The following is a 25,080-nucleotide window of genomic DNA, read 5'->3' on the forward strand; positions in this document are numbered from 1 at the left end:
GCTGCCGTCCAAATGAGTGCCTCATGCTAAACAAAGGATTGTTCCTGGCCTGCGCGCTGTTACTGCTCAGTGCCTGCGATTCCTCTTCCTCCGAAAAACCCGCCCCTGTTCCCGCTTCGCCGGTTGCTACAGCTGCGCAACCGGGCCCCGCCGATGCCAAGCCGAAGCCTGCGGTGGACATTCCCGCGTTGAGCAAGCGTTACGCCGGGCGCGAGTTGACGGTGGTGGACGTCTCCGAAGTTCAGCTCGATGGCGCCAGCACGCTGTCGTTGAGCTTTTCGGTGCCGTTGAACCCTGATCAGAAATTCGCTGAAAACGTGCATCTGGTCGACAGCAAGGACGGCAAGGTGGATGGGGCCTGGGAGCTGTCGGACAACCTCATGGAGCTGCGTCTTCGTCACCTCGAGCCCAAGCGCAAGCTGGTGCTGACCATCGACCCGGGTCTGGTGGCGGTGAACAACAACACCTTGGCAGCCGAGTATTCCGCGCGGATCGAAACGGCTGACCTGCAAGCGACCGTGGGATTCGCCAGTCGCGGCAGCCTGCTGCCGACCCGGCTCGCTGAAGGCCTGCCGGTGATTGCCCTCAACGTCGATAAAGTCGACGTCGAATTCTTCCGCATCAAGCCTGAGTCATTGCCGGCGTTTCTTGGTTCATGGGAAGGCTCGTCCAGTCTGGAGAGTTACCAATCCAAAGAATTGTTGCCCCTGGCCGATCTGGTCTACCGCGGCCGTTTCGACCTGAATCCTGCGCGCAACACCCGCGAGACCGTGCTGCTGCCGATCTCAGGCCTCAAGCCGCTGCAACAGCCGGGCGTTTATCTCGCCGTGATGCGCGCCTCCGGGACCTACAACTACACCCAGCCAGCCACGTTGTTCACCCTCAGCGACATCGGTCTGTCGGCGCACCGTTACGCCAATCGTCTGGACGTGTTCACCCAGGCGCTGGAAGGCGGCAAAGCCCTGAGCGGCGTCGACGTCGAGCTGTATGACGAGAAGGGCCGTGTGATCGGGCAGGGCAAAACCGACAACGCCGGCCACGCCGAGCTGCCATTGCCGGCCAAGGCTGAAGTGCTGCTGGCCCATCAGGGTGAGCAGACCAGCATGCTGCGCCTGAACAGCGCCGCGCTGGATCTGGCCGAATTCGACATCACCGGCCCTAAGGCCCACCCGCTGCAATTCTTTATTTTCGGCCCGCGCGATCTCTATCGCCCGGGCGAAGTGGTGCTGCTCAACGGTTTGCTGCGTGACAGCGACGGTAAGAGCGTGAAGCCTCAGCCGATCACCGTGGAAGTGCGCCGACCGGATGAGCAGGTCAGTCGCAAGTTCGTGTGGGACGCTGACGCCACCGGGCTGTATCAATATCAATTGCAGCTGTCGGAAGAAGCGCCGACGGGTCGCTGGCAACTGGTGTTTGATCTGGGTGACGGCAAGCCGCAGCTGTATGAATTCCAGGTCGAAGACTTCCTGCCAGAACGCATGGCCCTGGAGCTCAAGGGTAGCGACACCCCGCTGGCGCCCGATGCGCCGTTCGATGTGGCGATTACCGGTCGTTACCTCTACGGCGCACCCGCGTCGGGCAATCGCCTGAACGGTCAGTTGTATGTGCGTCCGCTGCGGGAAGCCGTACCCGGTCTGCCGGGTTATCAGTTTGGTTCGGTGACCGAGGAGGACCTCAAGCAGGACCTGGAAATCGAAGACAGCACGCTCGATGCCAACGGCAAGCTGGACCTGAGCATCGACAGCCAATGGGCCAAGGCCCGTTCACCGCTTGAGCTGGTGCTGCAAGCCAGTTTGCAGGAGTCGGGTGGGCGTCCGATCACGCGGCGTCTGACCCAACCGGTCTGGCCCGCCGATGCCATGCCGGGCCTGCGCGGTTTGTTCGACGGCGAAGCCACCGACGGCGACGGCCCGGTTGAATTTGAAGTGCTGATGGCCGACGCCCAAGGCCACAAGCTGGCCGCCGACAACCTCAAGGTGCGGCTGGTGCGCGAGCGCCGCGATTACTACTGGAACTACTCCGACAGCGATGGCTGGAGCTATCACTTCAACGAGAAGTTTCTCAACCTCTCCGAAGAAACCCTCAGCGTGAAGAAGGACTCGACGGCGAAAATCAGCTTCCCGGTGGAGTGGGGCCCTTATCGCGTCGAAGTCGAGGATCCGGCCACCGGCCTGATCAGCAGCGTGCGTTTCTGGGCTGGTTACCGCTGGCAGGACAATGCCGAAGGCGGCGCCGTGCGTCCCGATCAGGTCAAGCTGGCGCTGGACAAACCGGCCTATGCCGACGGCGACACCGCGAAAGTGACGGTCACGCCGCCGTCGGCGGGCAAGGGCTATCTGTTGGTGGAATCGAGCGAAGGGCCGCTGTGGTGGCAAGAGATCGATGTCCCCGCCGAAGGCAAAACCTACGACATCCCGATGGACAAGAAGTGGGCGCGGCATGACCTCTACGTCAGCGCGCTGGTGATTCGTCCGGGTGAACGCAAAGCCAACGTCACGCCGAAACGCGCCGTGGGCGTGCTGCACCTGCCGCTGGACCGCTCGCAGCGCAAGCTGGCGCTGACCGTCACGGCACCCGAAAAAATGCGGCCCAAGCAGCCGCTCAAACTGAAGGTCAATGCGAAGAACGCCGACGGTACGATCCCCAAGAGCGTGCATGTGCTGGTGGCTGCGGTGGACGTGGGCATTCTCAATATCACCGAGTACGCCACGCCGGATCCGTTCGCGGCGATGTTCGGGCGCAAGGAGTACGGCGCCGATCAACTGGACATCTACGGGCAGTTGATCGAGGCCGGGCGTAATCGTCTCGCCAGCCTGGCCTTCGGCGGTGACGCGGCGCTGGCCAAAGGCGGCAAGCGCCCGGAAACCAGCGTCACCATCGTCGCCCTGCAAAGCGCGCCGGTGACCCTGAACGAGCAGGGCGACGCGGAAGTGAGCGTCGATATCCCGGATTTCAACGGTGAGCTGCGGATCATGGCCCAGGCCTGGACTGACGAGCGCTACGGCATGGCGGAAGCCAAAACCGTGGTGGCGGCACCGCTGATCGCCGAGCTGTCGGCACCTAGATTCCTAGCGGGCGGCGACCAGACCAAGGTGGCGCTGGACCTGTCGAACCTGTCCGGCAAGGCGCAGAAGCTCAACGTGCAAGTCGTGGCTGAAGGGCAACTGAGTCTGGCTGAAGGCGAGAGCGCCAAAGCCATCAGCCTGAATCAGGGGCAACGCACCACGTTGCAGATTCCGGTCAAGGCGCTTGGCGGTTTTGGTCAGGGCGCCATCCGGGTCACGGTCAACGGCCTGGACCTGCCGGGCGAGAACCTGCCGGCGTTCAGCCGCGAATGGACTATCGGCGTGCGCCCTGCGTACCCGGCGATGCTCAAGCAATACCGCGCGGTGCTCAAGGATCAGGCATGGAGCCTGCCGGAGGGCGCCCTTGAGGCATTCGAGCCAGCGGGGCGCGAGGCGCTGCTGTCGGTGTCGAGCCGTCCGCCGCTCAACCTCGGCGAACAGATTCGCGCGCTCAAAGCCTATCCCTACGGTTGCCTGGAGCAGACCACCAGCGGCTTGTACCCGTCGCTGTACGCTGACGCCGCGACGCTCAAGCGTCTGGGCCTGCAAGGCGAGTCAGATGCCGAGCGCAAGCGCAAGATCGAACTGGGCATCGAGCGACTGATCGGCATGCAGCGTTACAACGGCAGCTTCGGCCTGTGGGCGGCGGACGGCGAAGAGGAATACTGGCTGACCGCGTACGTCACCGACTTCCTCCTGCGCGCCCGCGACCAAGGCTTTGCCGTGCCGCCGGATGCGCTGAAGAAAGCCAACGAGCGGCTGCTGCGTTACTTGCAGGAGCGCAATCAGATCGAGGTCAACTACAGCGAAAACGCCGACCACACCCGCTTCGCCGTACAGGCCTACGCCGGTCTGGTGTTGTCGCGCAGTCAGCAGGCGCCGTTGGGTGCGTTGCGCAGCCTCTTCGAGCGCCGCAGCGATGCGCGATCGGGTCTGCCGCTGGTGCAACTGTCCATCGCGCTGGAGAAAATGGGCGACAACCCCCGCGCCGATCAAGCGCTGCTCGCCGGGCTGGCAGCCGGGCGCAAGGCCAACGACTGGCTCGCCGATTACGGCAGCCCGTTGCGTGATCAGGCGTTGATTCTGTCACTGCTGGAAGAAAACAAACTGGCACCGGAGAAGGTCGAAGAGCGGCTGTTTACGCTGTCTGATCAGGTCGCGGCGAACCGCTATCTGTCGACCCAAGAGCGCAATTCCCTGTTCCTTGCCGGTCGCGATCTGCTCGGCAAGCCTGAAGCCAAATGGGCGGCGACCTTGACCAGCGGCAGCAACAATCGCGAACTGAGCAACGATCAGCCGGGCGTCAAACTCGACAGTTCAGTGCTGGCCGCACCGTTGACGGTGCAGAACACCGGTGGCGACACGCTGTATCAGCAGATGACGATTTCCGGCTATCCGTCCCAGCCGCCTGCGGCCGGGGGCGAGAACCTGTCGATCAGCCGTGATTACTTGGGCATGGACGGCGCAGCGCTGAACCTCAATGGGCTGAAAAGCGGCGAACTGGTCCTGGTGCATCTTGAGATCAAGGCCAAGGAGCGCGTGCCGGATGCATTGGTGGTGGACCTGCTGCCGGCCGGTCTGGAGATCGAAAACCAGAATCTGGCGCAGAGTTCGGCCAGTTTGGAGGACGCCAGCGAGTCGGTGAAACAGTGGCGCGAATCGATGGAAAACGCTGGCGTGAAGCATCAGGAATTCCGTGGCGATCGCTATGTGGCGGCGGTGGATCTGGAGGGTTTCAACACGGTGCACCTGCTATATCTGGCGCGGGCTGTGACGCCGGGCGTGTACCGCGTGCCGCCGCCGCAAGTGGAGTCGATGTATCGCTCGAACTGGCAGGCTTTGGGCGAAGCGCCGGCGCAGTTGGTGGTGAAGGGCAAGAAATAGGGAAAAGTGATCGCGCTGATGATCGCTCCCACGCTCTGCGTGGTAGCACTTCGGTCGACGCTCTGCGTCAGATGACGCGGAGCGTCTTGGGCTGCGTGCCCACGCGGAGCGTGGGAACGATCAGCGCCGCTCGGGAACGATCGGCATCAAGCGATCAATGAATGATCCAGCTCAGCAGCCACAACCCCAGAAACAGCCAGATGATCCCCATGATGATCGAGGCGCGCATGAAGGCGCGGATCGCTGAATACAGCAGCATCAACCCGACGATCAGGGCCACGATGCTGACGATTGAAGTGTCCATGCCCAGCGTGCGCGACAGGCCATCAACGAAATTGCCGCCCGCGTGAGTGAACATGTTGAACAACCAGCTTAAGCCGTCGACGACGAAGCGGATCACGGCGCCAATCACTTGGCCGAGCCATTCGAAAACGCTTTCTACCTGCATATCTGCTTCCTGATGAGGGGCGTGGACCAAAAACGGCATTGCTCGCTTTGGCTGTCGATTGTCCGGGCGAGTTCCCTGTCGGGTAAAGGCTTTCTGTGAAGATCACCCGATTATTGCCACGGCCGACCTCCTCGGGATTGTGGGAGCGAGCTTGCTCGCGAATGGGGCGACGCTTTGCCCGCGCGTGCGCTTGGCTACTCGGCAGCCTGCTCAGCGTGTGCCTGCTGCTCTGGCTCGCTGACCGGATCTGGCCGCTGCCCTTGCCCAAGGACGATCTGGCCCGCGTAGTGCTCGCTGAAGACGGCACGCCGTTGTGGCGATTTGCCGATGCCAATGGCGTCTGGCGCTACCCGGTGACGGTCGATCAGGTGTCGCCCTATTACCTCGAAGCGCTGCTGACCTACGAGGACCGCTGGTTCTATCAACATCCTGGCGTGAACCCCATGGCGCTGGCGCGCGCCGCCTGGCAAAACCTCAGCGGCGGCCACGTGGTGTCGGGGGGCAGCACGCTGTCGATGCAGGTGGCCCGATTGCTCGACCCGCATTCGCGCACGCTGGCGGGCAAACTTCGACAGCTCTGGCGCACCGCGCAGCTGGAATGGCACCTGTCCAAACAGGACATCCTCGTGCTGTACCTCAATCGCGCGCCGTTTGGCGGCACCTTGCAAGGCGTCGCCGCCGCCAGTTGGGCCTACCTGGGCAAGTCCCCGCAGCAACTGACCCGTGCCGACGCGGCGCTGCTGGCGGTGCTGCCCCAGGCGCCGAGTCGTCTGCGTCCTGATCGCCACGCGCGACGTGCCCAGGCCGCACGGGACAAAGTGCTGCGGCGTCTGGCCGAGTTCGGCACCTGGCCGCAGGGTGCGGTTGACGAAGCGCTGGAAGAACCGCTGCTGCTCGCGCCTCGTCAGGAACCGAGCCTGGCGCCGTTGCTGGCCCGGCGGCTGAACCGCCCGAACAGCCCGCCGCTGATCCGTACTACGCTGGACGCCGGTCTGCAGCGACGTCTCGAAGACCTGCTGCTAGGCTGGCGCGCGCGTCTGCCCGAGCGTACGTCTGCGGCGATTCTGGTGGTGGAGGCGCAGAACATGGCCGTGCGCGCCTACGTTGGCTCGGTGGACATCGGCGATGCAAAACGCTTCGGTCATGTCGACATGGTCAGCGCGCTGCGATCCCCCGGCTCGACGCTGAAACCCTTTCTCTACGGCAAGGCCATCGACGCCGGCCTGATCCATTCCGAGTCCTTGCTGCAGGACGTACCGCGGCGCTATGGCGACTATCGTCCCGGCAATTTCTCCTCAGGGTTCAACGGTGCGGTGGCGGCGAGTTCGGCGCTGTCGATGTCGCTCAATCTGCCGGCGGTGCAGCTGCTGGAAGCCTATGGACCCAAGCGCTTCGCGGCGGAGTTGCGCAATGGCGGCGTGCCGCTGACCCTGCCGCCTCTGGCCGAACCCAATCTGGCGCTGATTCTCGGCGGCGCGGGCAGTCGGCTGGAAGACCTGGTCGGCGGCTACAGCGCCTTCGCGCGGGGCGGGCGCAGCGCTGATATTCGCTTGCAGCCCGATGATCGCCTGCGTGACCGGCCGATGATGTCGCCCGGCGCGGCTTGGATCATTCGGCGGATTCTCAGCGGCCAGTCACGGCCCGACCTCGATCCTCACGCGGAACTGGTGCAGCGCCCGCAACTGGCCTGGAAAACCGGTACCAGTTACGGCTTTCGAGATGCTTGGTCGATTGGCGTGGGGCCGAGGTTTCTGATTGGCGTGTGGATCGGCCGGCCCGACGGCACCCCGGTGCCCGGGCAGTTCGGGCTGGCGTCGGCAGCGCCGTTGATGCTGCAGGTTCACGATCTGCTGGTGAATCGCGACGCCCAGCGCAACATCCTGCCGCCCGTGTTGCCGGTGCCGCTCAATGTGGGTGTCGCGGCGATCTGCTGGCCGTTGGGGCAGCCGATGAGCAAAAGCGATCCGAACTGCCGGCGTCAGCGTTTCGCCTGGACTCTGGATGGCACGACGCCACCGACCTTGCAGGCGACCGATCAGCCGCTGGGGTTGGGGCTCACGGAGAAAGTCTGGCTGAACGATAAGGGCCTGCGTGTCGCGGCAAGTTGTCCACAGGCTCAACCCAAAGAAATCGCCCTCTGGCCGGCGCCGCTTGAGCCCTGGCTGCCGAAGAACGAGCGGCGCGAGGCACGTTTGCCGGAGGTCGACCCCTCATGCCCGCCCCAGGGACTGAGCCTGGCGCCGCCGTTGTCGGTGGTGGGGGTGCGAGAGGGCGATCAGTTGCGCTTGCCGGCCGGCAGTCAGCAACTGTTGCGGCTCACGCTGTCGGCGCTGGGCGGAAGTGGCCGGCGCTGGTGGTTCATCGACGGCACGCCGGTGGGCGACACCGCCAGTCAGGACAGCTACACCCACACCTTCACCCGCTTGGGGCGCTACCAACTGAGCGTGCTGGATGAAAGCGGACAGACCGCCCGGGTGGAGTTCAGTGTGGTGGATTAAGGCAGGGTTTTGGACTCCATTTCCGTCTTCGTGAGCAAGCTCACTCCCACAGGGGATGCATCTGCTGAAGCGCGGACGGTGGGAGCGAGCTTGCTCGCGAATGGACCCACTCCTCAATGCGGCGGGTACTGCTGCAGGATCTTCTGCACCGTCTGGCGCAACACCTGTTCGCGCGCAGCAGGATTGGCGTTGCTGTCGCTCACCATCTGCTCGGTGCTGCCACGCCAGACCAGCTTGCCGTCCTTGCCGTCGAGCATGTCGATCTGCAGGGTCGAGACTTTGTAATCGACGTTGCGCGTCTCGGTGCCGATCGGGCCGCCCCAGTAGCCGCCCCACGGGTTGCCCCAATAACCGCCACCGCCGTAGTTGGTGGTGACCGTCTGCTGGCGGTTCTCAACGATCAGCCATGCCTGCAATTGAACGTCCGCGCTCACACCGGGCCCGGCCATGCGCAAACCGCGCTGCTCCAATTGCTCGCCCACCGCCTGGCGAATGCGCTGCTCGGTGAGGTCACTCTTGATGCGCGGATCGTTGGGCTGATATTGCAAACCAGGCTCCTTCCACGCCCAAGAGCGGTAGGCGCCGAAATCGCGCTGGGCGTCGAAGTCGCGGTTGACCCGGTCGGTCTGGCAGGCGCCGAGCAGCAGGGCGACACAGAGGACAGCAATGCGGCGATACATGGGATTTCTCCAGCGTGAAAACAAAACGCCAAGGGGCGCGAAATCAGGACGGCGGGTAAGCCGTCAGTGCTTGTTGAACGGCCTGGCGCAGGGCTTTGGCGCGGGCCGACTGATCGCCGCCGCCCGCGGTTTCGGCGCTCGCGCTCCAGACCGGCTGGCCGCTGCGCGCATCGAACAGACTGATGCGCACCACAACCACCTGCTCTTGATACGTGCGCACGATCGGGACGCTGGCATAACCGCCGTAACCGTTACGGTAGCCATTGCCGCCGTAATAGCCCACACCTGAACCGCCATAGTACGGATCGTAATAGTCATCGCGCACCTGGCGAATGCGGGTTTCGGCGTGTGCATCGGCGGCCACGCGCAGGTCTGCCGCCTGCGGGTTCTGCGAAGGCCGCAAGCCGCGCTGATCCAGCCCGTTGCTGACGGCTTCGGCCAGTTGAGCAGAGTCAGCCCAAAGCGTGCCTGGCGGCAGTTGGCCGTTCAGCCAGGCCCAGTTGCGATAGCGGCCATAATCGCGCGGCGCCGCAGGGTAGGCGCTCATGTCGACAGCATTGGCGGCGTGAGGCGGCGCCGGTGGGATGGCCGCGGACACGGCGCGATAAGGGTTGGGGCTCTGGCAGGCAGCGAGGCCCAGGCATAGGGAAAGCAAAGCGAGACGGCGTTTCATGAGGGTCTCCGCAGCGTGCGTTAAGCAGCGAGTAAACCAGCGTCTGTTATAAGGGGCGGCACATCCAGTGCAGGTAGCGTCCCAGTCCGGCGAATGCCGGGTGGCGACGATGGGCGAGCTCCATTTCCAAGAGGTCCGCAAGGTCGGCTCTGGCCTGAAACTCGACCGGCATGTAGTCGTGAAAAACCCGAACGCCACTCTGGGTTTCGACTCGCCACAGGGTGCCAAGTTGCGCCGCCAGTTCGCGGGGATCAAGAGGCTCCTGGGGCGTCAGGCTCTGTTTCTCGCCGGCCAGGGTGTTCTTGCGCATTTTGCGGAAGTGGCCCTTGAGCAGGTTGCGGTAAATCAGCGCGTCGCGGTTGTAGAACGCCAGCGAGAGCCAGCCTTCGGGCTTGGTCAACTGATGCAGCACCGGCAGAATCGTGAACGGCTCGTCCAGCCATTCCAGCACGGCATGGCAGATCACCAGGTCGTACCGCTCGGTCAGAATGTCGGGCAGTGCTTGCCACGGCGCCTGAATGAAGTTCGCCGTCTGCCCCGCGTCGGCAAAGCGCTGACGCGCGCCTTCAAGCATGGGGGCGGCGGGTTCGGCCAGCGTCACGTCATGCCCGCGCTCGGCCAGCCACAGCGACATGTGCCCAAGCCCGGCGCCGATGTCCAGCACGCGCAACGGACGGTCCGGCAGGCTTTCGATAAGGTCAGCTTGTAGCACCGCCAACCGGATCGCACCTTTGGCGCCGCCGTAGATTTTTTCAGCGAAGCGCGTCGCCAGTTGATCGAAATGACGGTCGCTCATTGGCTGAACCGCCGTTCGCTGTCCGTCAGTTTCGCGCGCACCACTTCATCCAGGTCCAGCCCCAACTCGCTGCACAACAACAGCAGGTAAAGCACGATATCCCCGACTTCCTGCCCGGCGTGGGCCAGCTCATCAGCCGGCAGCTGACGCGACTGATCCTCGGTCTTCCACTGGAATATCTCCACCAGCTCGGCCATTTCCACACTGGCGGCCATGGCCAGGTTTTTCGGGCTGTGAAATTGCTTCCAGTCGTTGTTATCGCGGATGCGATGCAGGCGTTGGGTAAGTTCGTCGAGGTTCATGGGGGTCTCCTGAAGGTGCGTAGCTTCAGGGGGATGAGAGATAGACGCAAGGGGGCGCGATGCTCCGGGATGCAGGTTCAATACCCGCTACGGCGGTGCGCCGGTTCCCGCTGAGGCCGGTCCTACCGTCAGCGTACTCGGTGGGACCGGCTTTAGCCGGGAAGACGTCAGATGTCACGCCGCAAAAGTAAGGGCGTATTGAGGCGCGGCCATCACTCCGAAGCCGGCCGCCAGCTTCCCAGCATATGCACGATCCCTTCCGCCCCTTCCAGCTTGAACTGCCCGTGCGACCCTGCCGCGCTGGCAGACAAGGTCACGCCGCTGGGCAGTCTCACCGGTTTGTGAAATTCCACCCATATCTCCACATTCGAGGCCGGCAGGTGATCTTCAAGGGCAGCCAGCGCACGGCTTTTTATCCACAGCCCGTGGGCAATCGCCTTGGGAAAACCGAATAGCCTGGCGCTGCTGTCACTCAGGTGAATCGGGTTGTAATCGCCACTGACCTTTGCGTACTGGCGACCAATGTCCGACGGCGCCGACCACGTTGCCAATTCCGTCATCGGCAGCGGCGCGGGTTCGTAATCGCCTTCGATCTCGCCGTCCACGTGGACGCCCTGGCACAGCATCGTGCTCTCTTCCTCCCACAGCAGGCCCAGCGCATCCTCGATCTGTGTGATCAGACTGAACGTCGCGCCTTTTGCGTGGGGCTTGAGACGGTCGACACGCACGCTGACCTGCACCTTGATCACGCTGCCGAGGGGCCGGCGGATGCTGATCCGGTTACGCAGGTGCACCAGCCCGAGGAGCGGGAAGGGGAAGTCCTTGTCGGTGAGCAGCTTCATCTGCAGTGGGAAGGCCAGCACGTGGGGGTAAGTGGGCGGCAACAGGCTGCCGGGCACGAACCCGCAGACCTGGGCAAACGCCTTGACTTTGTCGGGGTCCACCGACATCCAGCATCGCAAACCCTGATCCGGCAATTGCGTCCCGCTGACCTTGCGCCGCAGCACCGCTTGCATGAACAGGCCGGGCAGGGCCGGGGGAGTGTCTAGATACCGCCAGTGCGCACTCATCGAACTTCTCCTGTGGTCATGCTGCAGATCAGGCACGCCGCCATTCGCCGGCGCAACTGTTCAAACGCTGATCGTGTCGACGCTCACTCAGGCGCCAAGCACACTTTGGCCGCACACCCGCAGCACCTGGCCGCTTATTGCGCCGGAGCCCGGTTGACCGAGCCAGGCCACTGCTTCCGCCACGTCTTGCGGCTGCCCGCCCTGGCCCAACGAGCTCATGCGTCGGCCCGCTTCGCGCAGGGCAAAGGGCATGTGCGCCGTCATGCTGGTTTCGATGAAGCCCGGCGCTACGGCGTTGATGCTGATGCCCCGCGCTTTGAGCGCCTGCGCCATGGCCCGGGCATAGCCGATCAGGCCGGCCTTGCTGGTGGTGTAGTTGGTTTGCCCACGATTGCCCGCCAGCCCGCTGATGGACGCCAGCAGAATCACACGGCCGTTTTCATGCAGCGCGCCGCTGTCGATCAGCGCCTGAGTCAGCACCTGCGGCGCATTGAGGTTGACGTCGAGCACCGAGTCCCAGAAGTCCGCCGGCATGTTGGCCAGCGTCTTGTCCCGGGTGATGCCGGCGTTGTGCACGACGATATCCAGGCCGCCGGGCAGGTGTTCAATCAACTGAGCCGCCGCGTCCGGCGCGCAGATGTCCAGCACCAGCGCCTGTCCACCCAGACGCGCCGCCAGCGCATCGAGATCGGATTTGGCTTGGGGCACGTCCAGCAAGACGACCTCTGCACCATCGCGGGCGAGGGTTTCCGCGATAGCGGCGCCGATGCCTCGGGCTGCGCCGGTCACCAGCGCTTTGCGTCCGGCCAGTGGGCGGGTCCAGTCCTGAACCTGCTGACGGCAGACACTCAGGCGAATGACCTGGCCGGAGATGAACGCGCTCTTTGGCGACAGGAAAAACCGAAGCGCGCCTTCCAGCTGGTCTTCGGCACCGTCTTCTACTTGCAACAGCTGAACCGTGCCGCCGTTGCGCATTTCCTTGGCCAGCGAGCGGCTGAACCCTTCGATGGCTTGCTGCGTGCTCGCAGCCAGCGGATCGGATTGAACCTCCGGCGCGCGCGAGAGAATGACGACGTGGGCGCTGTTATCCAGATGACGCAGGACTGGCTGAAAGAATTCGCGCAACTGACTCAGTTGGGAGGTGTGCAGCAGCGCGCTGGCGTCGAACACCACGGCCTTGATCTTCGCATTCTGCTCGGCAGTCCAGGGGTGAGCGCCAGTGACTTCGCCGCCAGCACCAAGAAGCACGTCGGTCAGGCGCGGCGCAAAGTTGCTGACCTGCTCGGCCAGTGGCCCTGTGCTCAGCAACAACGCGCCCTCCACTGGACGCAACCGACCCGCCTGCCAGCGCTCCAACCGCGCGGGAGCAGGCAATCCGACGGCGCCGACCAGCTTGCGGCCGAGGTCAGAGTTGACGAAGTCAATGTAGCGATCGGATGCCATGGAACACTCTCCTTGCGTCTGGGTTCGAATCAGTGGACCGCGTGGGTGGGTAATAGGTCCTACGCTGTTAGGCGGCGCTTCTCAAACGATAGACGCATTCAGGGCGGGGAGATTTAGATGACTCAGACACGACGCGTGGCCATTGTCGGCGGCAACCGCATACCGTTCGCACGCTCCAACGGCGCATATGCCACGGCCAGCAATCAGGAAATGCTGACCGCCACGTTGGAAGGTTTGATCGAGCGCTTTAACCTCCATGGCCTGCGCATGGGCGAAGTCGCCGCCGGCGCGGTACTCAAGCACTCCCGTGATTTCAACCTCACCCGTGAATGCGTGCTCGGCTCAAGGCTGTCGCCGCAAACCCCGGCCTACGATATTCAACAGGCTTGCGGCACCGGTCTCGAAGCGGCGCTGCTGGTGGCGAACAAAATCGCCCTCGGCCAGATTGAGTGCGGCATTGCTGGCGGCGTCGACACCACGTCTGACGCGCCCATCGGCGTCAACGAAGACCTGCGGCAGATCTTGTTGCAGGTGAATCGCAGCAAAACCACGGCCGACAAGCTCAAGGCGCTGACGCAATTGCGCCTGCATAACCTCAAGCCGGAACTGCCGCGCAATGGCGAACCGCGCACCGGTTTGTCGATGGGCCAGCACTGCGAACTGATGGCGCAAACCTGGGGCATTCCTCGCGAAGCGCAAGATCAGTTAGCCTTGGAGAGCCACCAAAAAATGGCTGCGGCTTATGCTGAAGGCTGGCAGGACGATCTGCTTACGCCGTTCCTCGGCCTGACGCGGGACAACAATTTGCGGCCCGACGCGAGCCTGGAAAAACTCACCTCGCTCAAGCCTGCTTACGAGCGCAGCGCCAAGGGCACACTGACGGCGGGCAACTCGACACCGCTGACCGATGGCGCCTCGCTGGTGTTGCTCGCCAGCGAAGATTGGGCGCGTGAGCGTGGCTTGCCGATTCTGGCCTATTGGCGGGATGGCGAAGCCGCCGCCGTGGATTTCGTGCGCGGCGACGAAGGGCTGCTGATGGCCCCGGTTTACGCCGTCCCCCGTTTGCTTGCGCGTAACGGTTTGACGCTGCAAGACTTCGATTACTACGAAATTCACGAAGCCTTCGCCGCGCAGGTGCTGTGTACGTTAAAGGCGTGGGAAGATCCCGAATACTGCAAAACTCGTCTGGGCCTTGATGCGCCGTTGGGAGCGATTGATCGCAGCAAACTGAATGTGAAAGGCAGCTCGCTGGCGGCCGGACATCCGTTTGCCGCAACGGGTGGACGGATTGTGGCGAACCTCGCGAAACTGCTGAGCAAGAAAGGGGGAGGGCGCGGGTTAATCTCCATCTGCGCCGCGGGTGGCCAGGGCGTGACGGCCATTATCGAGGGTTGATGCTGATTGAGGGGACGGATTATCTACGACGCTTGCCGGTGAAGTAGTCTGTCCTCTCTGGGGCACCCATTCTATAAATCAGCTCCCCATAGGCTATCCCCACTCGGGCGTTCAATAATGCCGACCTGGAGACACTCTTCCCTGCGAAATTCCGCTACTGAACGCCAGATCCCGGCGCTTCTGCACCTTCCTCGTCCGCTTTATGCCCGAGCCGAGAGCTTGAGCGAAGGCTCCTGGACGCCGACTCACCGTCACGACTGGGTGCAGTTTTCTTACGCCATCAGCGGCGTGCTCGGCGTGCACACACCCCACGGCAGTTTCTTCGCGCCGCCGCAGTGGGGCGTGTGGATTCCGGCCGGCCTCGATCATGAAGTCGTCACGTCAACCCGCGCCGAGATGCGCAGTCTTTACGTGCGCAAGGAAGATTGCGAGTGGGCGCCGGACCGCTGCCGTGTGCTGGAGGTCACGCCGCTGGCCAAGGAGTTGATAAAGACGTTTTGTCAGCTGCCAGCGGATTATCCGGAGGTCGATAGCGCCGAGTCTCGTCTCGTTCAGGTACTGCTCGACCAGCTGGCGAATTTACCCGAGGTAGGTTTCTCGCTCCCGCTGCCTCGTCATCCACGCTTGCTGGGACTGTGTGGTGAGCTGATCGAAACGCCGTATCAAGCGGTCACCCTGAATGATTGGGCGGCGCGTTTGAACATGTCCGAAAAGACCCTGACGCGATTGTTTCAGCGCGAAACCGGCTTGAGCTTTCGGGGCTGGCGGCAGAGGGCACGCCTGCTGTCGTCACTCAATGCGTTGGAGGAAGGGGTGAGCGTTACGAGCACGGCGCTCAACTGCGGTTACGATTCGACGTCGGCTTTCATTGCTGCTTTCAAAGGGCTATTCGGGAAAACACCTGGCGAACTGTTTCGCGGATGATGAGCGAAGCTTGCGTGGTTGCGCTGTAGTCGCTCGTCGACAAGCGCAGTGGTAGAGGCTATCAGGTGATGTAGATATGCGTCGGCACGAATGCTGCTTGGCGAAGTGTCAGGGATATCGTGAGACAGCTGGCATACAGTCAATCGACCTGACCCCCTACTCGCTGGCAGAGGATTGCCGTATAACGAGCAACAATCGCGTGTTTGGCAACGAAGGACCCCCAATAAAAGCTGATGAAGACTCCTAAACGCATTGAACCCCTGATCGAAGACGGTCTGGTGGACGAGGTGCTGCGCCCGCTCATGAGCGGTAAAGAGGCAGCTGTTTATGTGGTGCGCTGTGGCAATGAGCTGCGGTGTGCCAAGGTTTACAAGGAGGCCAACAAACGTAGTTTCCGTCAGGCAGCGGAATATCAGGAAGGCCGCAAGGTCCGTAACAGCCGCCAGGCCCGCGCCATGGCCAAGGGGTCGAAGTTCGGCCGCAAGGAAACCGAAGACGCGTGGCAGAACGCCGAGGTCGCGGCGCTGTTCCGTCTGGCAGGGGCTGGCGTGAGAGTGCCCAAGCCGTTCGACTTCCTTGAGGGCGTACTGCTGATGGAGATGATCTGCGACGAGTATGGCGATGCGGCGCCGCGTCTGAATGACGTCACACTGGAGCCGGATCAGGCGCGTGAGTACCACGCGTTCCTGATTCAGCAGATCGTGCTGATGTTGTGTACCGGTCTGGTGCACGGTGACCTGTCCGAGTTCAACGTGCTGCTCACGCCAACCGGGCCGGTCATCATTGACCTGCCGCAGGCCGTGGACGCTGCGGGGAACAACCACGCATTCAGCATGCTGGAGCGCGACGTTGGCAACATGGCATCGTACTTTGGTCGTTTTGCGCCAGAGCTCAAGAAGACTCGCTACGCCAGGGAAATGTGGTCTTACTACGAAGCTGGCACCTTGTCGCCCGCAACAGTGCTGACCGGCGAGTTTGACGAGCCAGAAGAGGACGCTGACGTTGGGGGTGTGCTGCGCGAGATTGAAGCGGCACGGCTGGATGATGCAAGGCGTCAGGCAGCACGTGCTGCAGACGACGCGCCACCTGGAAAAGCCGAAGAACCGCCTCCGCCCTGGATGCAGTGATCGACCCAGAAAAAACCCGGCTCAGGCCGGGTTTTTTCGTTGCACGCTAATAATTCAAATCTGCTTTCTTCAGGTACATCCCGTTTGGCCCGGACGCAATGCGGTATTTTAGAACGTCCCCCGCATTGATGTGCAGACGCGTGTTGTTCTGCGCCTCAATGCCCGGCGAGCAGCCCGGCGTCTGCCCCGGGAGCACCCGCAAGCGCACGGATAGGTCGCCGGCTGGCAGATTGAATGAGCGCGACTCCTCTTGGTACAGGCGGCCGACCAGTTGGTCCTGCATGAAGATTCCGATTTCGCAGGAGGTGGAAACCTCCAGGCGCTCACGGGAAATGATCAGCACGCCATAGTCCTGATCGGCGTGGGCCCAGAATGCGCACGCCAACAGGCCGGCAAAACCTGCAATACGAAAGGCTGACCAGCGCATGGCTGAATCTCCTGATATGACGGTTGTAGTCGCACTCTGGCGCAGAGTGCAGATGAATGCCAGCCCGGCAGATCTCCCGGAAACTTGACCTTGCCCCGACGGGAAGGTCTTAGATGGCGCCATCGCGTGTTTTCGATGAGAAGAGGAGTCAGCACATGCAGGTATTCAAGGTCCAAGGCATGACCTGCGCGCATTGCGTGCGAGCCGTCATCAGTGCCATCCAGAGGCAAGATCCCACGGCACAGGTGCAGGTTGATCTGGGCAAGGGAGAGGTGAACGTGCAAAGCCAGCTCGGATCTGAGCAGGTCGTCGGATTGATTGAGGAAGAGGGCTATACCGCAACATTGGTCTGACGCGGGCTCCATAGGCGCTTTCGCCGCCCACGCCGCCCACGCCGCCCCGTTGCGCAGCAAGCGCTGCCCATGTAGGAGTGAGCTTGCCCACGAAGACGGGATTTCAGCCAAAGAAGATTTAGCGGATGTACGGACCTCTTCGCGAGCAAGCTCGCTCCTTCACTCATTTCTCGTCAGATAATTCTGCGGCTGAGAGCACTACTCAATAGTGATACCACTTCAGCTCCAGCATCACCTCATTCACCGGCGAAGTCAGCTGGCTGAAATCCCGCTGCGCGCTGAGCCGCAGGCCGAGGTTGCGCGACAGCTCCCATTGCTGGTTAAGGCTGATATTGCGCCGCACCTCACCGTTGGTGAAGTAATCGCCCTTGGTTTCCAGGCTGAAATTACCCAGCGGATTGCGCCACAGCACGCCGGTATTAAAACCCGCCGCCGGCGAAATCAGCGCCGAAAAATCGTTGTTGTGCTCCACCCGCACCGTTCCCATCGCAAAGCCCAGCACGTCATCACCCAATTTCCACGTGCCGCCCGCGCCGCCGTTGACGTGACTGACCAGATTCTCGTCGCCATGCTTGCCGAGCACACGCTCAAGACCGCCCGCCACTTGCCATGACCACGGCTGCAATAGCTCATTGCGCGGTGTCAGCGAGCGGATGGTCGCCAGATCGAGCCGCTGCAGCTGCCAATGGTTGTCTTCATATTGGCGCAGCTTGAGCTGCAGGATTTCGATCTGCGCACCCAGCGGGAAACCGTAGGCGTTGTCGTTCAAATCGTGATACGCCATGCGCAGGCCGTATTCGGCAAATGCCTTGTCATCCCGCGTGCCCGCACCCAGTTGCCAGGTGCGCGATTCGTGCCCGTCTTCCGGCAGCCCCGGCCGTTCTATCTCCAGCGCCGGCGGCGGGTTGGTGCTGATCGCGCGCAACAGGTCATAGCTGCGTTGCGCGCTTGTAGGGTCACGTTCCTGGCCGTTGGCGCGATACCGCTCAAGCCGGTAGGCCGCGTCCTGAATCAACGCACGACGTTCCTTCGGCAGGGCGATGTAGTCGGCGCTCTGCATTTGCTTCTGGTCGGCACTGACCTTCAAAACCCATTGCTGCTCGTTGTGATTCAACGGCTCGGCGCGGCTCAGCAGCTCGCGCTCCCTGGACGGGCGATACTCGATCTTCTCTACAAGCCCTGCCTCTTTCACCGCACGCACGGTGTCCGTGGGAATGGCCGTGAGACGAAACTGCGGCGTCAGGTCCAGGCTCGGGCGAGCCACTTGAAGCAGCTCAAGCAGACGATAGGAACAGTTTTCGTCGAAGAAGAAATACCCGAAGCGAATCTGTTTGAGTTCCCACACGTGCTCGACCATGCGCCGGGTCTCTTCCGGCGTCAGGTTGAGGCGGTACTCCCACAGGTCCCGATTTTCAAGACTCCGGTACTCGGAAAGCTTCTCCTGATAAGGCACCAGCGCGAACAACCCGGGGTAGCCGCCTGCCAGGCCTTTCCACGCATACAAAATGCTGTTGTCGGAGCCTTCGATGTACGCGCCGAAATTGATCGCGTAGCTGAGCAACGCGGTCTTGTTGGCCTGTACGTCAGCCTGATCGATGCGCAGCAGCGTGTGGCCGAACATGGAGGAAGGGCTGTTGAGGTACGCCGCCGGGAAAATCAGCACCGTGCTGTCCGGGGCCACATCGGAAAACCATTTGTTGAATTCTGCGCAGTCAACGGCAGGCAGATCTGTCAGCTTCAGCTCGTCATGCAAAAATCGTGTGCGAGAGGGGTAAACGCATTGCGGGTGTGCGTTTTCCTGGCCCTGGGTGACGGGGCGGTAGATCGCCTCAAGCGTCGCCGCCAGCTCGGCTTTGGGGTCATGAGCGCCGTTCTGGGCGAGGAAGAATTTCGGATCATCGACATAGCTGCGCCAGCCGCCCAGCTTGCCGGCTTCGTAGTGCCCGATGGAGATCCAGAACCTGGAACTGGCCAGTTGCTGCAAACGATCATTGTCGACGTGAGGCGCGGCGGACAGCGGGGCGCAGACACACAGCACCAGCCAGGCAAGGCGTTTGAGCATAGATAGGCAACTAGTCAGAAATGGGCAGGGCGGAGAACCTGCCTTCCGGGGAGGAAGGCAGGCGGCACGACTTTAAGCTTGGGTCGCGTATTTAGCCAGTGTCGGATCGTTCTTCAGGACGTCGATGGTATTGGTGTGAACATCTTCAGCAGTGGCATCGGCCTTGGTGAAGATCTGCTGATAGTGCTCGTGGGTGACTGCGGCGAAATGCGCACGGTCTTCCGGTGCAACGCCCAACACGACCGCGTAGGTGGTCAGTGCTTCGCCTTGGCCCATGGCCATGTCTTTGGAGAGCTCATCCATCATGCCGTTCATGGCAATCCAGGATTTGCCGCCGTAGGTCAGCGCGCTGTTGGTGGAGCAACCGTTGGTGCCCGAGGTCATGCCGAAGGTGGCGTTGCCCGAAGTACCGTTGGTGGTGGAAGCGAGGAAGTGAGCGGGAGTGCCGCGTTGACCTTCAAACAGCATGTTGCCCCAACCGCAGTCCGGACCGCCAGGCGCTTGAGCCATGGCGTTGATGGACACAGCGGCGAAGAGAGTACCAAGAAGAATCCGTTTCATAGCTTTAGTCTCTGTTGTTTCAACCAAGGGTCGGATTCCTGGCCGGTAGGGCGCCAGGGCGAACCGGTTATTTAAATTGTTACCGGTCGCGCAAGTTGGAGTTTAGGCACGATATGAACGTTCCGTGAGTAATTGCAGATTGTTGCGTGTAATCCGCCTCCGCCGGGTGTGTAGGCCGGTTCCTCATACGGAAAAGCGATCAGGTGGTTCATGCCTTGCCAGTGCGGTGCGGCGAGCGCCAGAATGCTCCCATCTGCCCCGCCTGATGTAAGGATGTCCGATGCCCGATTCTGTTGCTGCCAGCTTGCGACTCGCGCCCGAAGCGCTGACCCGTCCCTTTTCCGCTGAACAGTTCAGCTTCACGACAACCAACGATCTGGAACCCTTTCGCGGCGTGCTCGGCCAGGAACGAGCGGTCGAAGCCCTGCAGTTCGGCGTCGCCATGCCGCGCCCTGGCTACAACGTCTTCGTGATGGGCGAGCCCGGCACCGGGCGCTTTTCCTTCGTCAAGCGCTACCTCAAGGCCGAAGCCAAACGCATGCAAACGCCGTCGGACTGGGTGTACGTCAACAATTTCGACGACGCCCGTGAGCCGCGCGCCCTGGAACTGCCGCCCGGCAGCGCCAGCGCTTTCATCGCCGACATCAACGGACTGATCGACAACCTGCTGTCGACGTTTCCTGCGGTGTTCGAGCATCCGTCCTACCAGCAGAAGAAGAGCGCGATCGACCGCGCCTTCAATCAGCGCTACGACCGCGCCCTCGATGTCATTGAGCGTCTTGCGCTGGAAAAGGACATCGCGCTGTACCGCGACAACACCAACATCGCCTTCACCCCGATGCTCGAAGGAAAGGCGTTGGACGAGGCCGAGTTTTCGCAACTGCCGGAAGCCGAGCGCGAGCGTTTTCACACTGATATTTCGGCGCTGGAAGAGCGGTTGAATGAAGAACTTGCCTGCCTGCCGCAGTGGAAACGCGAGTCCAACAACCAGATGCGTGAGCTCAATGAGGAGACCATCATCCTCGCGCTCCAGCCGCTGCTGGCACCGTTGTCCGAGCAGTACGCCGAAAACGCCGCGGTGTGCGCCTACCTTCAGGCCGTGCAGGTCAACCTGCTTAAAACCGTGGTCGAACAACTGGTCGACGACAGCAAGACCGATGCTCAGGCGCGCAAGCTGCTTGAAGAGCAATACTGCCCAAGCCTGATGGTCGGTCATTCCGCCAGCGGTGGCGCGCCGGTGGTGTTCGAACCGCACCCGACCTATGACAACCTCTTCGGCCGCATCGAATACAGCACTGATCAGGGCGCGCTTTACACCACTTACCGTCAGCTGCGCCCCGGCGCGTTTCACCGCGCCAACGGCGGCTTCCTGGTGCTGGAAGCCGAGAAAATGCTCAGCGAGCCGTTCGTGTGGGACGCCCTCAAGCGCTCCCTGCAATCGCGCAAGCTGAAGATGGAAGCGCCGCTGGGTGAACTGGGTCGTCTGGCCACCGTGACCCTGACCCCGCAGACCATCCCGCTGCAGGTCAAAGTCATCATCATTGGCGCGCGGTCGCTGTACTACACGCTGCAGGACCTCGATCCGGACTTCCAGGAGATGTTCCGGGTGCTGGTGGACTTCGACGAAGACATTCCGATGGTCGACGAGAGTCTGGAGCAGTTCGCCCAGTTGCTCAAAACCCGGACCTCGGAGGAGGGCATGGCGCCCCTGACGGCCGATGCGGTCGCGCGGCTTGCCACGTACAGCGCGCGTCTCGCCGAGCATCAGGGGCGTTTGTCGGCGCGCATTGGCGATCTTTTCCAGCTGGTCAGCGAAGCCGACTTCATCCGCAGCGTCGCCGGTGACGAGCGCACTGATGCCGGGCACATCGAGCGCGCGCTGAAAGCAAAGGCCACGCGCACCGGTCGTGTGTCGGCCCGAATTCTCGATGACATGCTCGCTGGCATCATCCTGATCGACACCCACGGTGCGGCGGTCGGCAAATGCAACGGCCTGACGGTGCTGGAGGTAGGTGATTCCGCGTTCGGAGTACCAGCGCGGATCTCTGCGACGGTTTACCCGGGCGGCAGCGGCATTGTCGACATCGAGCGTGAGGTCAACCTGGGCCAGCCGATCCACTCCAAGGGCGTGATGATTCTCACCGGTTATCTGGGCAGCCGTTACGCCCAAGAATTCCCGCTGGCCATTTCCGCGAGCATCGCGTTGGAACAGTCCTACGGCTACGTCGATGGCGACAGCGCTTCCCTCGGCGAGGTCTGCACGCTGATTTCCGCACTGTCGAAAACCCCGCTCAAACAGTGCTTCGCCATCACCGGCTCGATCAATCAGTTCGGCGAAGTTCAGGCGGTGGGCGGCGTCAACGAGAAGATCGAAGGCTTCTTCCGACTCTGTGAAGCCCGCGGTCTTACCGGCGATCAAGGCGCAATCATCCCTCACGCCAACGTCGCCACGCTGATGCTCGACGAGCGCGTGCTGCAAGCCGTGCGTGCCGGGCAGTTCCACGTGTACGCCGTGCGTCAGGTGGATGAGGCGCTGAGCCTGCTGGTGGGTATGCCGGTGGGAGAAGCAGACGAGGACGGTCAATTCCCCGACGATTCGGTCAACGGCAGGGTAGTGGATCGTCTACGCGACATCGCTGAAATGCTCAGCGACGACGACCTTAAAGAGCTCGAAAAGGAGGCGCCACAATTACAGCCCGAGCTGAAAAGCTAGGCCTTTGACGTCAATGAAACGGGGCGCTTGATGGCCAAATGACCATTCGGCGCCCTTTTCGTTTTCGCGCTTTTCCAACGGGGTATTTGTTCGATATTGTCGGGTTGCAGCAGTTGTCAAAGGGACTGACGCGTTTCCCTCGTTATGCGAAGGAGATGAATACTGCAATCAATGAGGAGCTCGCCATGCCGCGCAGCCTCTGTCTTACCCGCCAATGCCTGGGTCTGGTGACCCGAATCGAATGTGTTGTACGCCCGCTGTCAGGCGATAAAGGAATGTGGACCTTGTTGTTCGCCGCCGGGATGTCTGGCGAACAGCCCTCCGCACTCAAGGCTCAGGGACCGTTTCATGGGCCGATTGCTGCCGAATCGGTGCTTGATGCGATTGCCGAAAGCCTCCTGATGCATGGTTATCAAACGGCGGAGGAGATCCCGATCTGGGGCCTTCACCTTCAGGGGGAGCTGCGAAGAATCAACAGCGACGCCGCCGTGGGTCAGCGGACGTCTCCCGCCAACTGACCCCTGTGTTTCGATGCATTCCGCGTTTGCTTTGTGCTACCTGCAGACGCGGATCGTCCAGCGCTTCCGGCGTCGGATCTGGCGTTATTGTTTCAACTCTTTTCACCGTGGGTTGTGCTAATCGGCCTTCGCCCTATACTCGCGGGCTTTTAAATTATCTGTGAGCTTCAATGGAACGTTTTATCGAAAATGCCATGTACGCATCGCGCTGGTTGCTGGCGCCGATCTACTTTGGCTTGTCTCTGGGGCTTCTGGCGTTGGCGCTGAAGTTTTTCCAGGAAATCTTTCACATCATCCCCAATGTGTTCGCGCTGGCGGAGTCTGATCTGATCCTGGTGCTGCTGTCGTTGATCGACATGGCTCTGGTCGGCGGGCTGCTGGTTATGGTGATGATCTCCGGGTACGAGAACTTTGTGTCCCAGCTGGATATCGACGAAGGCAAAGAAAAGCTCAACTGGCTGGGCAAGATGGATTCTTCGTCCCTGAAGATGAAAGTCGCTGCGTCCATCGTCGCGATTTCGTCCATTCACCTGTTGCGGGTGTTCATGGACGCCAAGAACATCGAGCCGCAGTACCTCATGTGGTACGTGATCATCCACATGACCTTTGTTGTGTCGGCCTGCGCCATGGGCTTTCTGGACAAAGTCACCAAGCACTAATCGACTTCCTGCGGCCCGCGAGGATTTGCCATGAACCTTCAGGAACTCATTTCCCACGCCAGCGCCGGTGCTGTTGACGAGCTGAATCTGATCTCCATCGAAGGCGGCATTTACTTACTGGAAGCAAGAATGCAGGGCGTCGCGCATCGTTTGGTCGATGCGCAGAACAAGGCTTTGCACCTGCGCTCAGTCGAGCATGCGCGCGAACTGCTGCAGCCGGTTGCGCCGATGCCGTTCCATCTGGTCCACGCCGTGGTTCACGACGAAATGTGCGGTGGGCATGACAACCTGAATCAGGACGTCAAAATTCCCCTGGCCTTTCGATCCGCCTGGTAGTGGTTACGGGTATTACGCTTTGTGCTAGGCTGCCCGGCCTTTAAATACGGGCGCCAGAGGGCGCTCTTCAGCGGAGCAGTCTCATGTCCGAAGTCAATCTGTCCACCGACGAAACCCGCGTCAGCTACGGTATTGGCCGTCAATTGGGCGACCAACTGCGTGACAACCCGCCGCCGGGCGTCGACTTGGACGCTATCCTGGCCGGTCTGACCGACGCCTTCGCCGGCAAACCGAGCCGTGTTGGCCAGGAAGAAATGGGCGCGAGCTTCAAAGTCATCCGTGAAATCATGCAGGCCGAAGCAGCTGCCAAAGCTGAAGCAGCGGCTGGCGCTGGCAAGGAATACCTGACTGAGAACGCCAAGCGTGACGGCGTGACCACTCTGGCCTCCGGTCTGCAATATGAAGTGATCACGGCAGGCGAAGGCGCTCAGCCGACCCGCGAAAGCAACGTGCGCACCCATTACCACGGCATGCTGATCGACGGCACCGTGTTTGATAGCTCCTACGATCGTGGCGAGCCGGCTGAATTTCCGGTCGGCGGCGTGATTCCAGGCTGGACCGAGGCGCTTCAGTTGATGAAGGCCGGCAGCAAATGGCGTCTCTACGTTCCTAGCGAACTGGCCTACGGCGCTCAGGGCGTTGGCAGCATTCCGCCGCACAGCGTTCTGGTATTCGACGTCGAGCTGCTCGACGTTCTGTAAGGTTCTGTAGCGACCGCGTCATGCATCGACATATGCCGAGTCAGCCCCGCGCTGGCTCGGCATTGTCGTTTTATCTCTTCCATCAATGCAGTTCACTGCCCGGCCGCAATGCCCGCGCATAACAGAACAGAAACAGACTTCGCACCATCTCCTTCTGAATGCCGGGTTCGCTTGAACTCAGACTGCTGACATCCAGATCACCCTGATCGCGTAATTCGTCGAGCGCCTCTTCCTCCAGCACCGCGCACACTTGGCCTGTCTCACGATCGAGGATGCGCAGGTAGGGCTGTGGCCGATCAAGCCAGGCATCAATCAGATACGTCATGTGATTCTCCTCAAAATGTTTCAATGAGAATAATTCTTATCTGAAGAATAGCAAGGATCTATTTGAGATTAATTCGCATTGACTGTTCGCAGTGGGGCGGCCCTGGATCGCAGGCAACAA

Annotated in this window: 22 protein-coding genes; 11 read left to right on the forward strand and 11 right to left on the reverse strand. The window is 61.7% G+C overall.

Features of this window, described 5'->3' with window-relative positions; all coding sequences use genetic code 11:
• Nucleotides 1-23 precede the first annotated feature (23 nt).
• Nucleotides 24-4,949, forward strand: coding sequence for an alpha-2-macroglobulin family protein (locus tag FX982_RS10590; protein ID WP_172610601.1), 4,926 nt, complete (start codon nucleotides 24-26; stop codon nucleotides 4,947-4,949).
• A 154-nt stretch (nucleotides 4,950-5,103) separates the two neighbouring features.
• Here FX982_RS10590 and FX982_RS10595 read toward each other — a convergent pair whose 3' ends face one another.
• Entirely contained in the window at nucleotides 5,104-5,397 is a 294-nt protein-coding gene (locus FX982_RS10595; protein ID WP_074890469.1) for a hypothetical protein, read from the reverse strand.
• Between the two features lie 161 nt (nucleotides 5,398-5,558).
• Here FX982_RS10595 and pbpC point away from each other — a divergent pair, with 161 nt between their 5' ends.
• Entirely contained in the window at nucleotides 5,559-7,895 is a 2,337-nt protein-coding gene (gene pbpC / locus FX982_RS10600) for a peptidoglycan glycosyltransferase PbpC (protein ID WP_172610602.1), read from the forward strand.
• Between the two features lie 113 nt (nucleotides 7,896-8,008).
• Here the strand turns inward: pbpC and FX982_RS10605 are convergent, their stop codons facing one another.
• The 6 genes from FX982_RS10605 to FX982_RS10630 all read right to left on the reverse strand — a co-directional run bounded on the left by FX982_RS10605 (nucleotide 8,009) and on the right by FX982_RS10630 (nucleotide 12,859).
• Nucleotides 8,009-8,575: a DUF4136 domain-containing protein gene (locus FX982_RS10605; protein WP_172610603.1), complete on the reverse strand. Its 567-nt coding sequence runs from the start codon at nucleotides 8,573-8,575 to the stop codon at nucleotides 8,009-8,011.
• Between the two features lie 43 nt (nucleotides 8,576-8,618).
• Entirely contained in the window at nucleotides 8,619-9,248 is a 630-nt protein-coding gene (locus FX982_RS10610) for a DUF4136 domain-containing protein (protein ID WP_172610604.1), read from the reverse strand.
• A gap of 46 nt (nucleotides 9,249-9,294) precedes the next feature.
• Nucleotides 9,295-10,044 (reverse strand): methyltransferase domain-containing protein, encoded by a 750-nt coding sequence (locus FX982_RS10615; RefSeq protein WP_122535332.1) that lies wholly within the window; start codon nucleotides 10,042-10,044, stop codon nucleotides 9,295-9,297.
• Nucleotides 10,041-10,346: a MazG-like family protein gene (locus FX982_RS10620; RefSeq protein ID WP_172610605.1), complete on the reverse strand. Its 306-nt coding sequence runs from the start codon at nucleotides 10,344-10,346 to the stop codon at nucleotides 10,041-10,043. Before FX982_RS10620 ends, FX982_RS10615 begins: the two co-directional genes overlap by 4 nt.
• A gap of 212 nt (nucleotides 10,347-10,558) precedes the next feature.
• Nucleotides 10,559-11,416, reverse strand: coding sequence for a MaoC family dehydratase (locus FX982_RS10625; RefSeq protein WP_172610606.1), 858 nt, complete (start codon nucleotides 11,414-11,416; stop codon nucleotides 10,559-10,561).
• An 87-nt stretch (nucleotides 11,417-11,503) separates the two neighbouring features.
• A complete protein-coding gene (locus FX982_RS10630) occupies nucleotides 11,504-12,859 on the reverse strand; it encodes a 3-oxoacyl-ACP reductase (RefSeq protein WP_172610607.1) in 1,356 nt (451 codons plus the stop codon).
• A gap of 117 nt (nucleotides 12,860-12,976) precedes the next feature.
• Between FX982_RS10630 and FX982_RS10635 the strand changes: the two genes are divergently transcribed.
• The 3 genes from FX982_RS10635 (at nucleotide 12,977) to FX982_RS10645 (ending at nucleotide 16,305) form a co-directional block, all read left to right on the forward strand.
• A complete protein-coding gene (locus FX982_RS10635; RefSeq protein ID WP_172610608.1) occupies nucleotides 12,977-14,254 on the forward strand; it encodes an acetyl-CoA C-acetyltransferase in 1,278 nt (425 codons plus the stop codon).
• A 117-nt stretch (nucleotides 14,255-14,371) separates the two neighbouring features.
• Nucleotides 14,372-15,178 carry an AraC family transcriptional regulator gene (locus FX982_RS10640; protein ID WP_172610609.1) on the forward strand — a complete coding sequence of 269 codons (807 nt, stop codon included), beginning with the start codon at nucleotides 14,372-14,374 and terminating at the stop codon, nucleotides 15,176-15,178.
• A 233-nt stretch (nucleotides 15,179-15,411) separates the two neighbouring features.
• Entirely contained in the window at nucleotides 15,412-16,305 is an 894-nt protein-coding gene (locus tag FX982_RS10645; protein ID WP_172610610.1) for a PA4780 family RIO1-like protein kinase, read from the forward strand.
• A 46-nt stretch (nucleotides 16,306-16,351) separates the two neighbouring features.
• Here the strand turns inward: FX982_RS10645 and FX982_RS10650 are convergent, their stop codons facing one another.
• Nucleotides 16,352-16,732, reverse strand: coding sequence for a hypothetical protein (locus FX982_RS10650; RefSeq protein ID WP_172610611.1), 381 nt, complete (start codon nucleotides 16,730-16,732; stop codon nucleotides 16,352-16,354).
• Between the two features lie 155 nt (nucleotides 16,733-16,887).
• Here FX982_RS10650 and FX982_RS10655 point away from each other — a divergent pair, with 155 nt between their 5' ends.
• A complete protein-coding gene (locus tag FX982_RS10655) occupies nucleotides 16,888-17,085 on the forward strand; it encodes a heavy-metal-associated domain-containing protein (RefSeq protein ID WP_172610612.1) in 198 nt (65 codons plus the stop codon).
• 202 nt (nucleotides 17,086-17,287) lie between these two features.
• On the opposite strand, the gene FX982_RS10660 is transcribed toward FX982_RS10655, so the two are convergent.
• Together FX982_RS10660 and FX982_RS10665 are read right to left on the reverse strand one after the other, a co-directional pair.
• Entirely contained in the window at nucleotides 17,288-19,147 is a 1,860-nt protein-coding gene (locus FX982_RS10660; RefSeq protein WP_172610613.1) for an Lnb N-terminal periplasmic domain-containing protein, read from the reverse strand.
• A 72-nt stretch (nucleotides 19,148-19,219) separates the two neighbouring features.
• Complete coding sequence (locus tag FX982_RS10665) at nucleotides 19,220-19,708, reverse strand: DUF3015 domain-containing protein (RefSeq protein ID WP_122535346.1); 489 nt, start codon at nucleotides 19,706-19,708, stop codon at nucleotides 19,220-19,222.
• A gap of 280 nt (nucleotides 19,709-19,988) precedes the next feature.
• Here FX982_RS10665 and FX982_RS10670 point away from each other — a divergent pair, with 280 nt between their 5' ends.
• The 5 genes from FX982_RS10670 to FX982_RS10690 all read left to right on the forward strand — a co-directional run bounded on the left by FX982_RS10670 (nucleotide 19,989) and on the right by FX982_RS10690 (nucleotide 24,635).
• A complete protein-coding gene (locus FX982_RS10670; protein WP_172610614.1) occupies nucleotides 19,989-22,421 on the forward strand; it encodes a Lon protease family protein in 2,433 nt (810 codons plus the stop codon).
• A 185-nt stretch (nucleotides 22,422-22,606) separates the two neighbouring features.
• Nucleotides 22,607-22,939, forward strand: coding sequence for a hypothetical protein (locus FX982_RS10675; protein ID WP_172613027.1), 333 nt, complete (start codon nucleotides 22,607-22,609; stop codon nucleotides 22,937-22,939).
• A 170-nt stretch (nucleotides 22,940-23,109) separates the two neighbouring features.
• Entirely contained in the window at nucleotides 23,110-23,598 is a 489-nt protein-coding gene (locus FX982_RS10680) for a TIGR00645 family protein (protein ID WP_122535348.1), read from the forward strand.
• Nucleotides 23,599-23,628: 30 nt separating this feature from the next.
• Entirely contained in the window at nucleotides 23,629-23,934 is a 306-nt protein-coding gene (locus FX982_RS10685) for a DUF6482 family protein (protein ID WP_172610615.1), read from the forward strand.
• Nucleotides 23,935-24,017: 83 nt separating this feature from the next.
• On the forward strand, nucleotides 24,018-24,635 hold the full coding sequence (locus FX982_RS10690; protein ID WP_122535350.1) for an FKBP-type peptidyl-prolyl cis-trans isomerase: 618 nt from the start codon (nucleotides 24,018-24,020) through the stop codon (nucleotides 24,633-24,635).
• An 82-nt stretch (nucleotides 24,636-24,717) separates the two neighbouring features.
• Here the strand turns inward: FX982_RS10690 and FX982_RS10695 are convergent, their stop codons facing one another.
• Entirely contained in the window at nucleotides 24,718-24,960 is a 243-nt protein-coding gene (locus FX982_RS10695) for a PA4570 family protein (RefSeq protein WP_122535351.1), read from the reverse strand.
• Nucleotides 24,961-25,080: the final 120 nt, after the last annotated feature.

The organism is Pseudomonas graminis (genome assembly GCF_013201545.1).
Lineage (GTDB): Bacteria > Pseudomonadota > Gammaproteobacteria > Pseudomonadales > Pseudomonadaceae > Aquipseudomonas.

What these genes read in the sequence shown, in the direction of transcription:
- FX982_RS10590 (WP_172610601.1), top strand. Translation starts at nt 24, where the DNA reads ATGCTAAACAAAGGATTGTTCCTGGCCTGCGCGCTGTTACTGCTCAGT.
- FX982_RS10595 (WP_074890469.1), bottom strand. Translation starts at nt 5,397, where the DNA reads ATGCAGGTAGAAAGCGTTTTCGAATGGCTCGGCCAAGTGATTGGCGCC.
- pbpC (WP_172610602.1), top strand. Translation starts at nt 5,559, where the DNA reads ATGGGGCGACGCTTTGCCCGCGCGTGCGCTTGGCTACTCGGCAGCCTG.
- FX982_RS10605 (WP_172610603.1), bottom strand. Translation starts at nt 8,575, where the DNA reads ATGTATCGCCGCATTGCTGTCCTCTGTGTCGCCCTGCTGCTCGGCGCC.
- FX982_RS10610 (WP_172610604.1), bottom strand. Translation starts at nt 9,248, where the DNA reads ATGAAACGCCGTCTCGCTTTGCTTTCCCTATGCCTGGGCCTCGCTGCC.
- FX982_RS10615 (WP_122535332.1), bottom strand. Translation starts at nt 10,044, where the DNA reads ATGAGCGACCGTCATTTCGATCAACTGGCGACGCGCTTCGCTGAAAAA.
- FX982_RS10620 (WP_172610605.1), bottom strand. Translation starts at nt 10,346, where the DNA reads ATGAACCTCGACGAACTTACCCAACGCCTGCATCGCATCCGCGATAAC.
- FX982_RS10625 (WP_172610606.1), bottom strand. Translation starts at nt 11,416, where the DNA reads ATGAGTGCGCACTGGCGGTATCTAGACACTCCCCCGGCCCTGCCCGGC.
- FX982_RS10630 (WP_172610607.1), bottom strand. Translation starts at nt 12,859, where the DNA reads ATGGCATCCGATCGCTACATTGACTTCGTCAACTCTGACCTCGGCCGC.
- FX982_RS10635 (WP_172610608.1), top strand. Translation starts at nt 12,977, where the DNA reads ATGACTCAGACACGACGCGTGGCCATTGTCGGCGGCAACCGCATACCG.
- FX982_RS10640 (WP_172610609.1), top strand. Translation starts at nt 14,372, where the DNA reads ATGCCGACCTGGAGACACTCTTCCCTGCGAAATTCCGCTACTGAACGC.
- FX982_RS10645 (WP_172610610.1), top strand. Translation starts at nt 15,412, where the DNA reads ATGAAGACTCCTAAACGCATTGAACCCCTGATCGAAGACGGTCTGGTG.
- FX982_RS10650 (WP_172610611.1), bottom strand. Translation starts at nt 16,732, where the DNA reads ATGCGCTGGTCAGCCTTTCGTATTGCAGGTTTTGCCGGCCTGTTGGCG.
- FX982_RS10655 (WP_172610612.1), top strand. Translation starts at nt 16,888, where the DNA reads ATGCAGGTATTCAAGGTCCAAGGCATGACCTGCGCGCATTGCGTGCGA.
- FX982_RS10660 (WP_172610613.1), bottom strand. Translation starts at nt 19,147, where the DNA reads ATGCTCAAACGCCTTGCCTGGCTGGTGCTGTGTGTCTGCGCCCCGCTG.
- FX982_RS10665 (WP_122535346.1), bottom strand. Translation starts at nt 19,708, where the DNA reads ATGAAACGGATTCTTCTTGGTACTCTCTTCGCCGCTGTGTCCATCAAC.
- FX982_RS10670 (WP_172610614.1), top strand. Translation starts at nt 19,989, where the DNA reads ATGCCCGATTCTGTTGCTGCCAGCTTGCGACTCGCGCCCGAAGCGCTG.
- FX982_RS10675 (WP_172613027.1), top strand. Translation starts at nt 22,607, where the DNA reads ATGCCGCGCAGCCTCTGTCTTACCCGCCAATGCCTGGGTCTGGTGACC.
- FX982_RS10680 (WP_122535348.1), top strand. Translation starts at nt 23,110, where the DNA reads ATGGAACGTTTTATCGAAAATGCCATGTACGCATCGCGCTGGTTGCTG.
- FX982_RS10685 (WP_172610615.1), top strand. Translation starts at nt 23,629, where the DNA reads ATGAACCTTCAGGAACTCATTTCCCACGCCAGCGCCGGTGCTGTTGAC.
- FX982_RS10690 (WP_122535350.1), top strand. Translation starts at nt 24,018, where the DNA reads ATGTCCGAAGTCAATCTGTCCACCGACGAAACCCGCGTCAGCTACGGT.
- FX982_RS10695 (WP_122535351.1), bottom strand. Translation starts at nt 24,960, where the DNA reads ATGACGTATCTGATTGATGCCTGGCTTGATCGGCCACAGCCCTACCTG.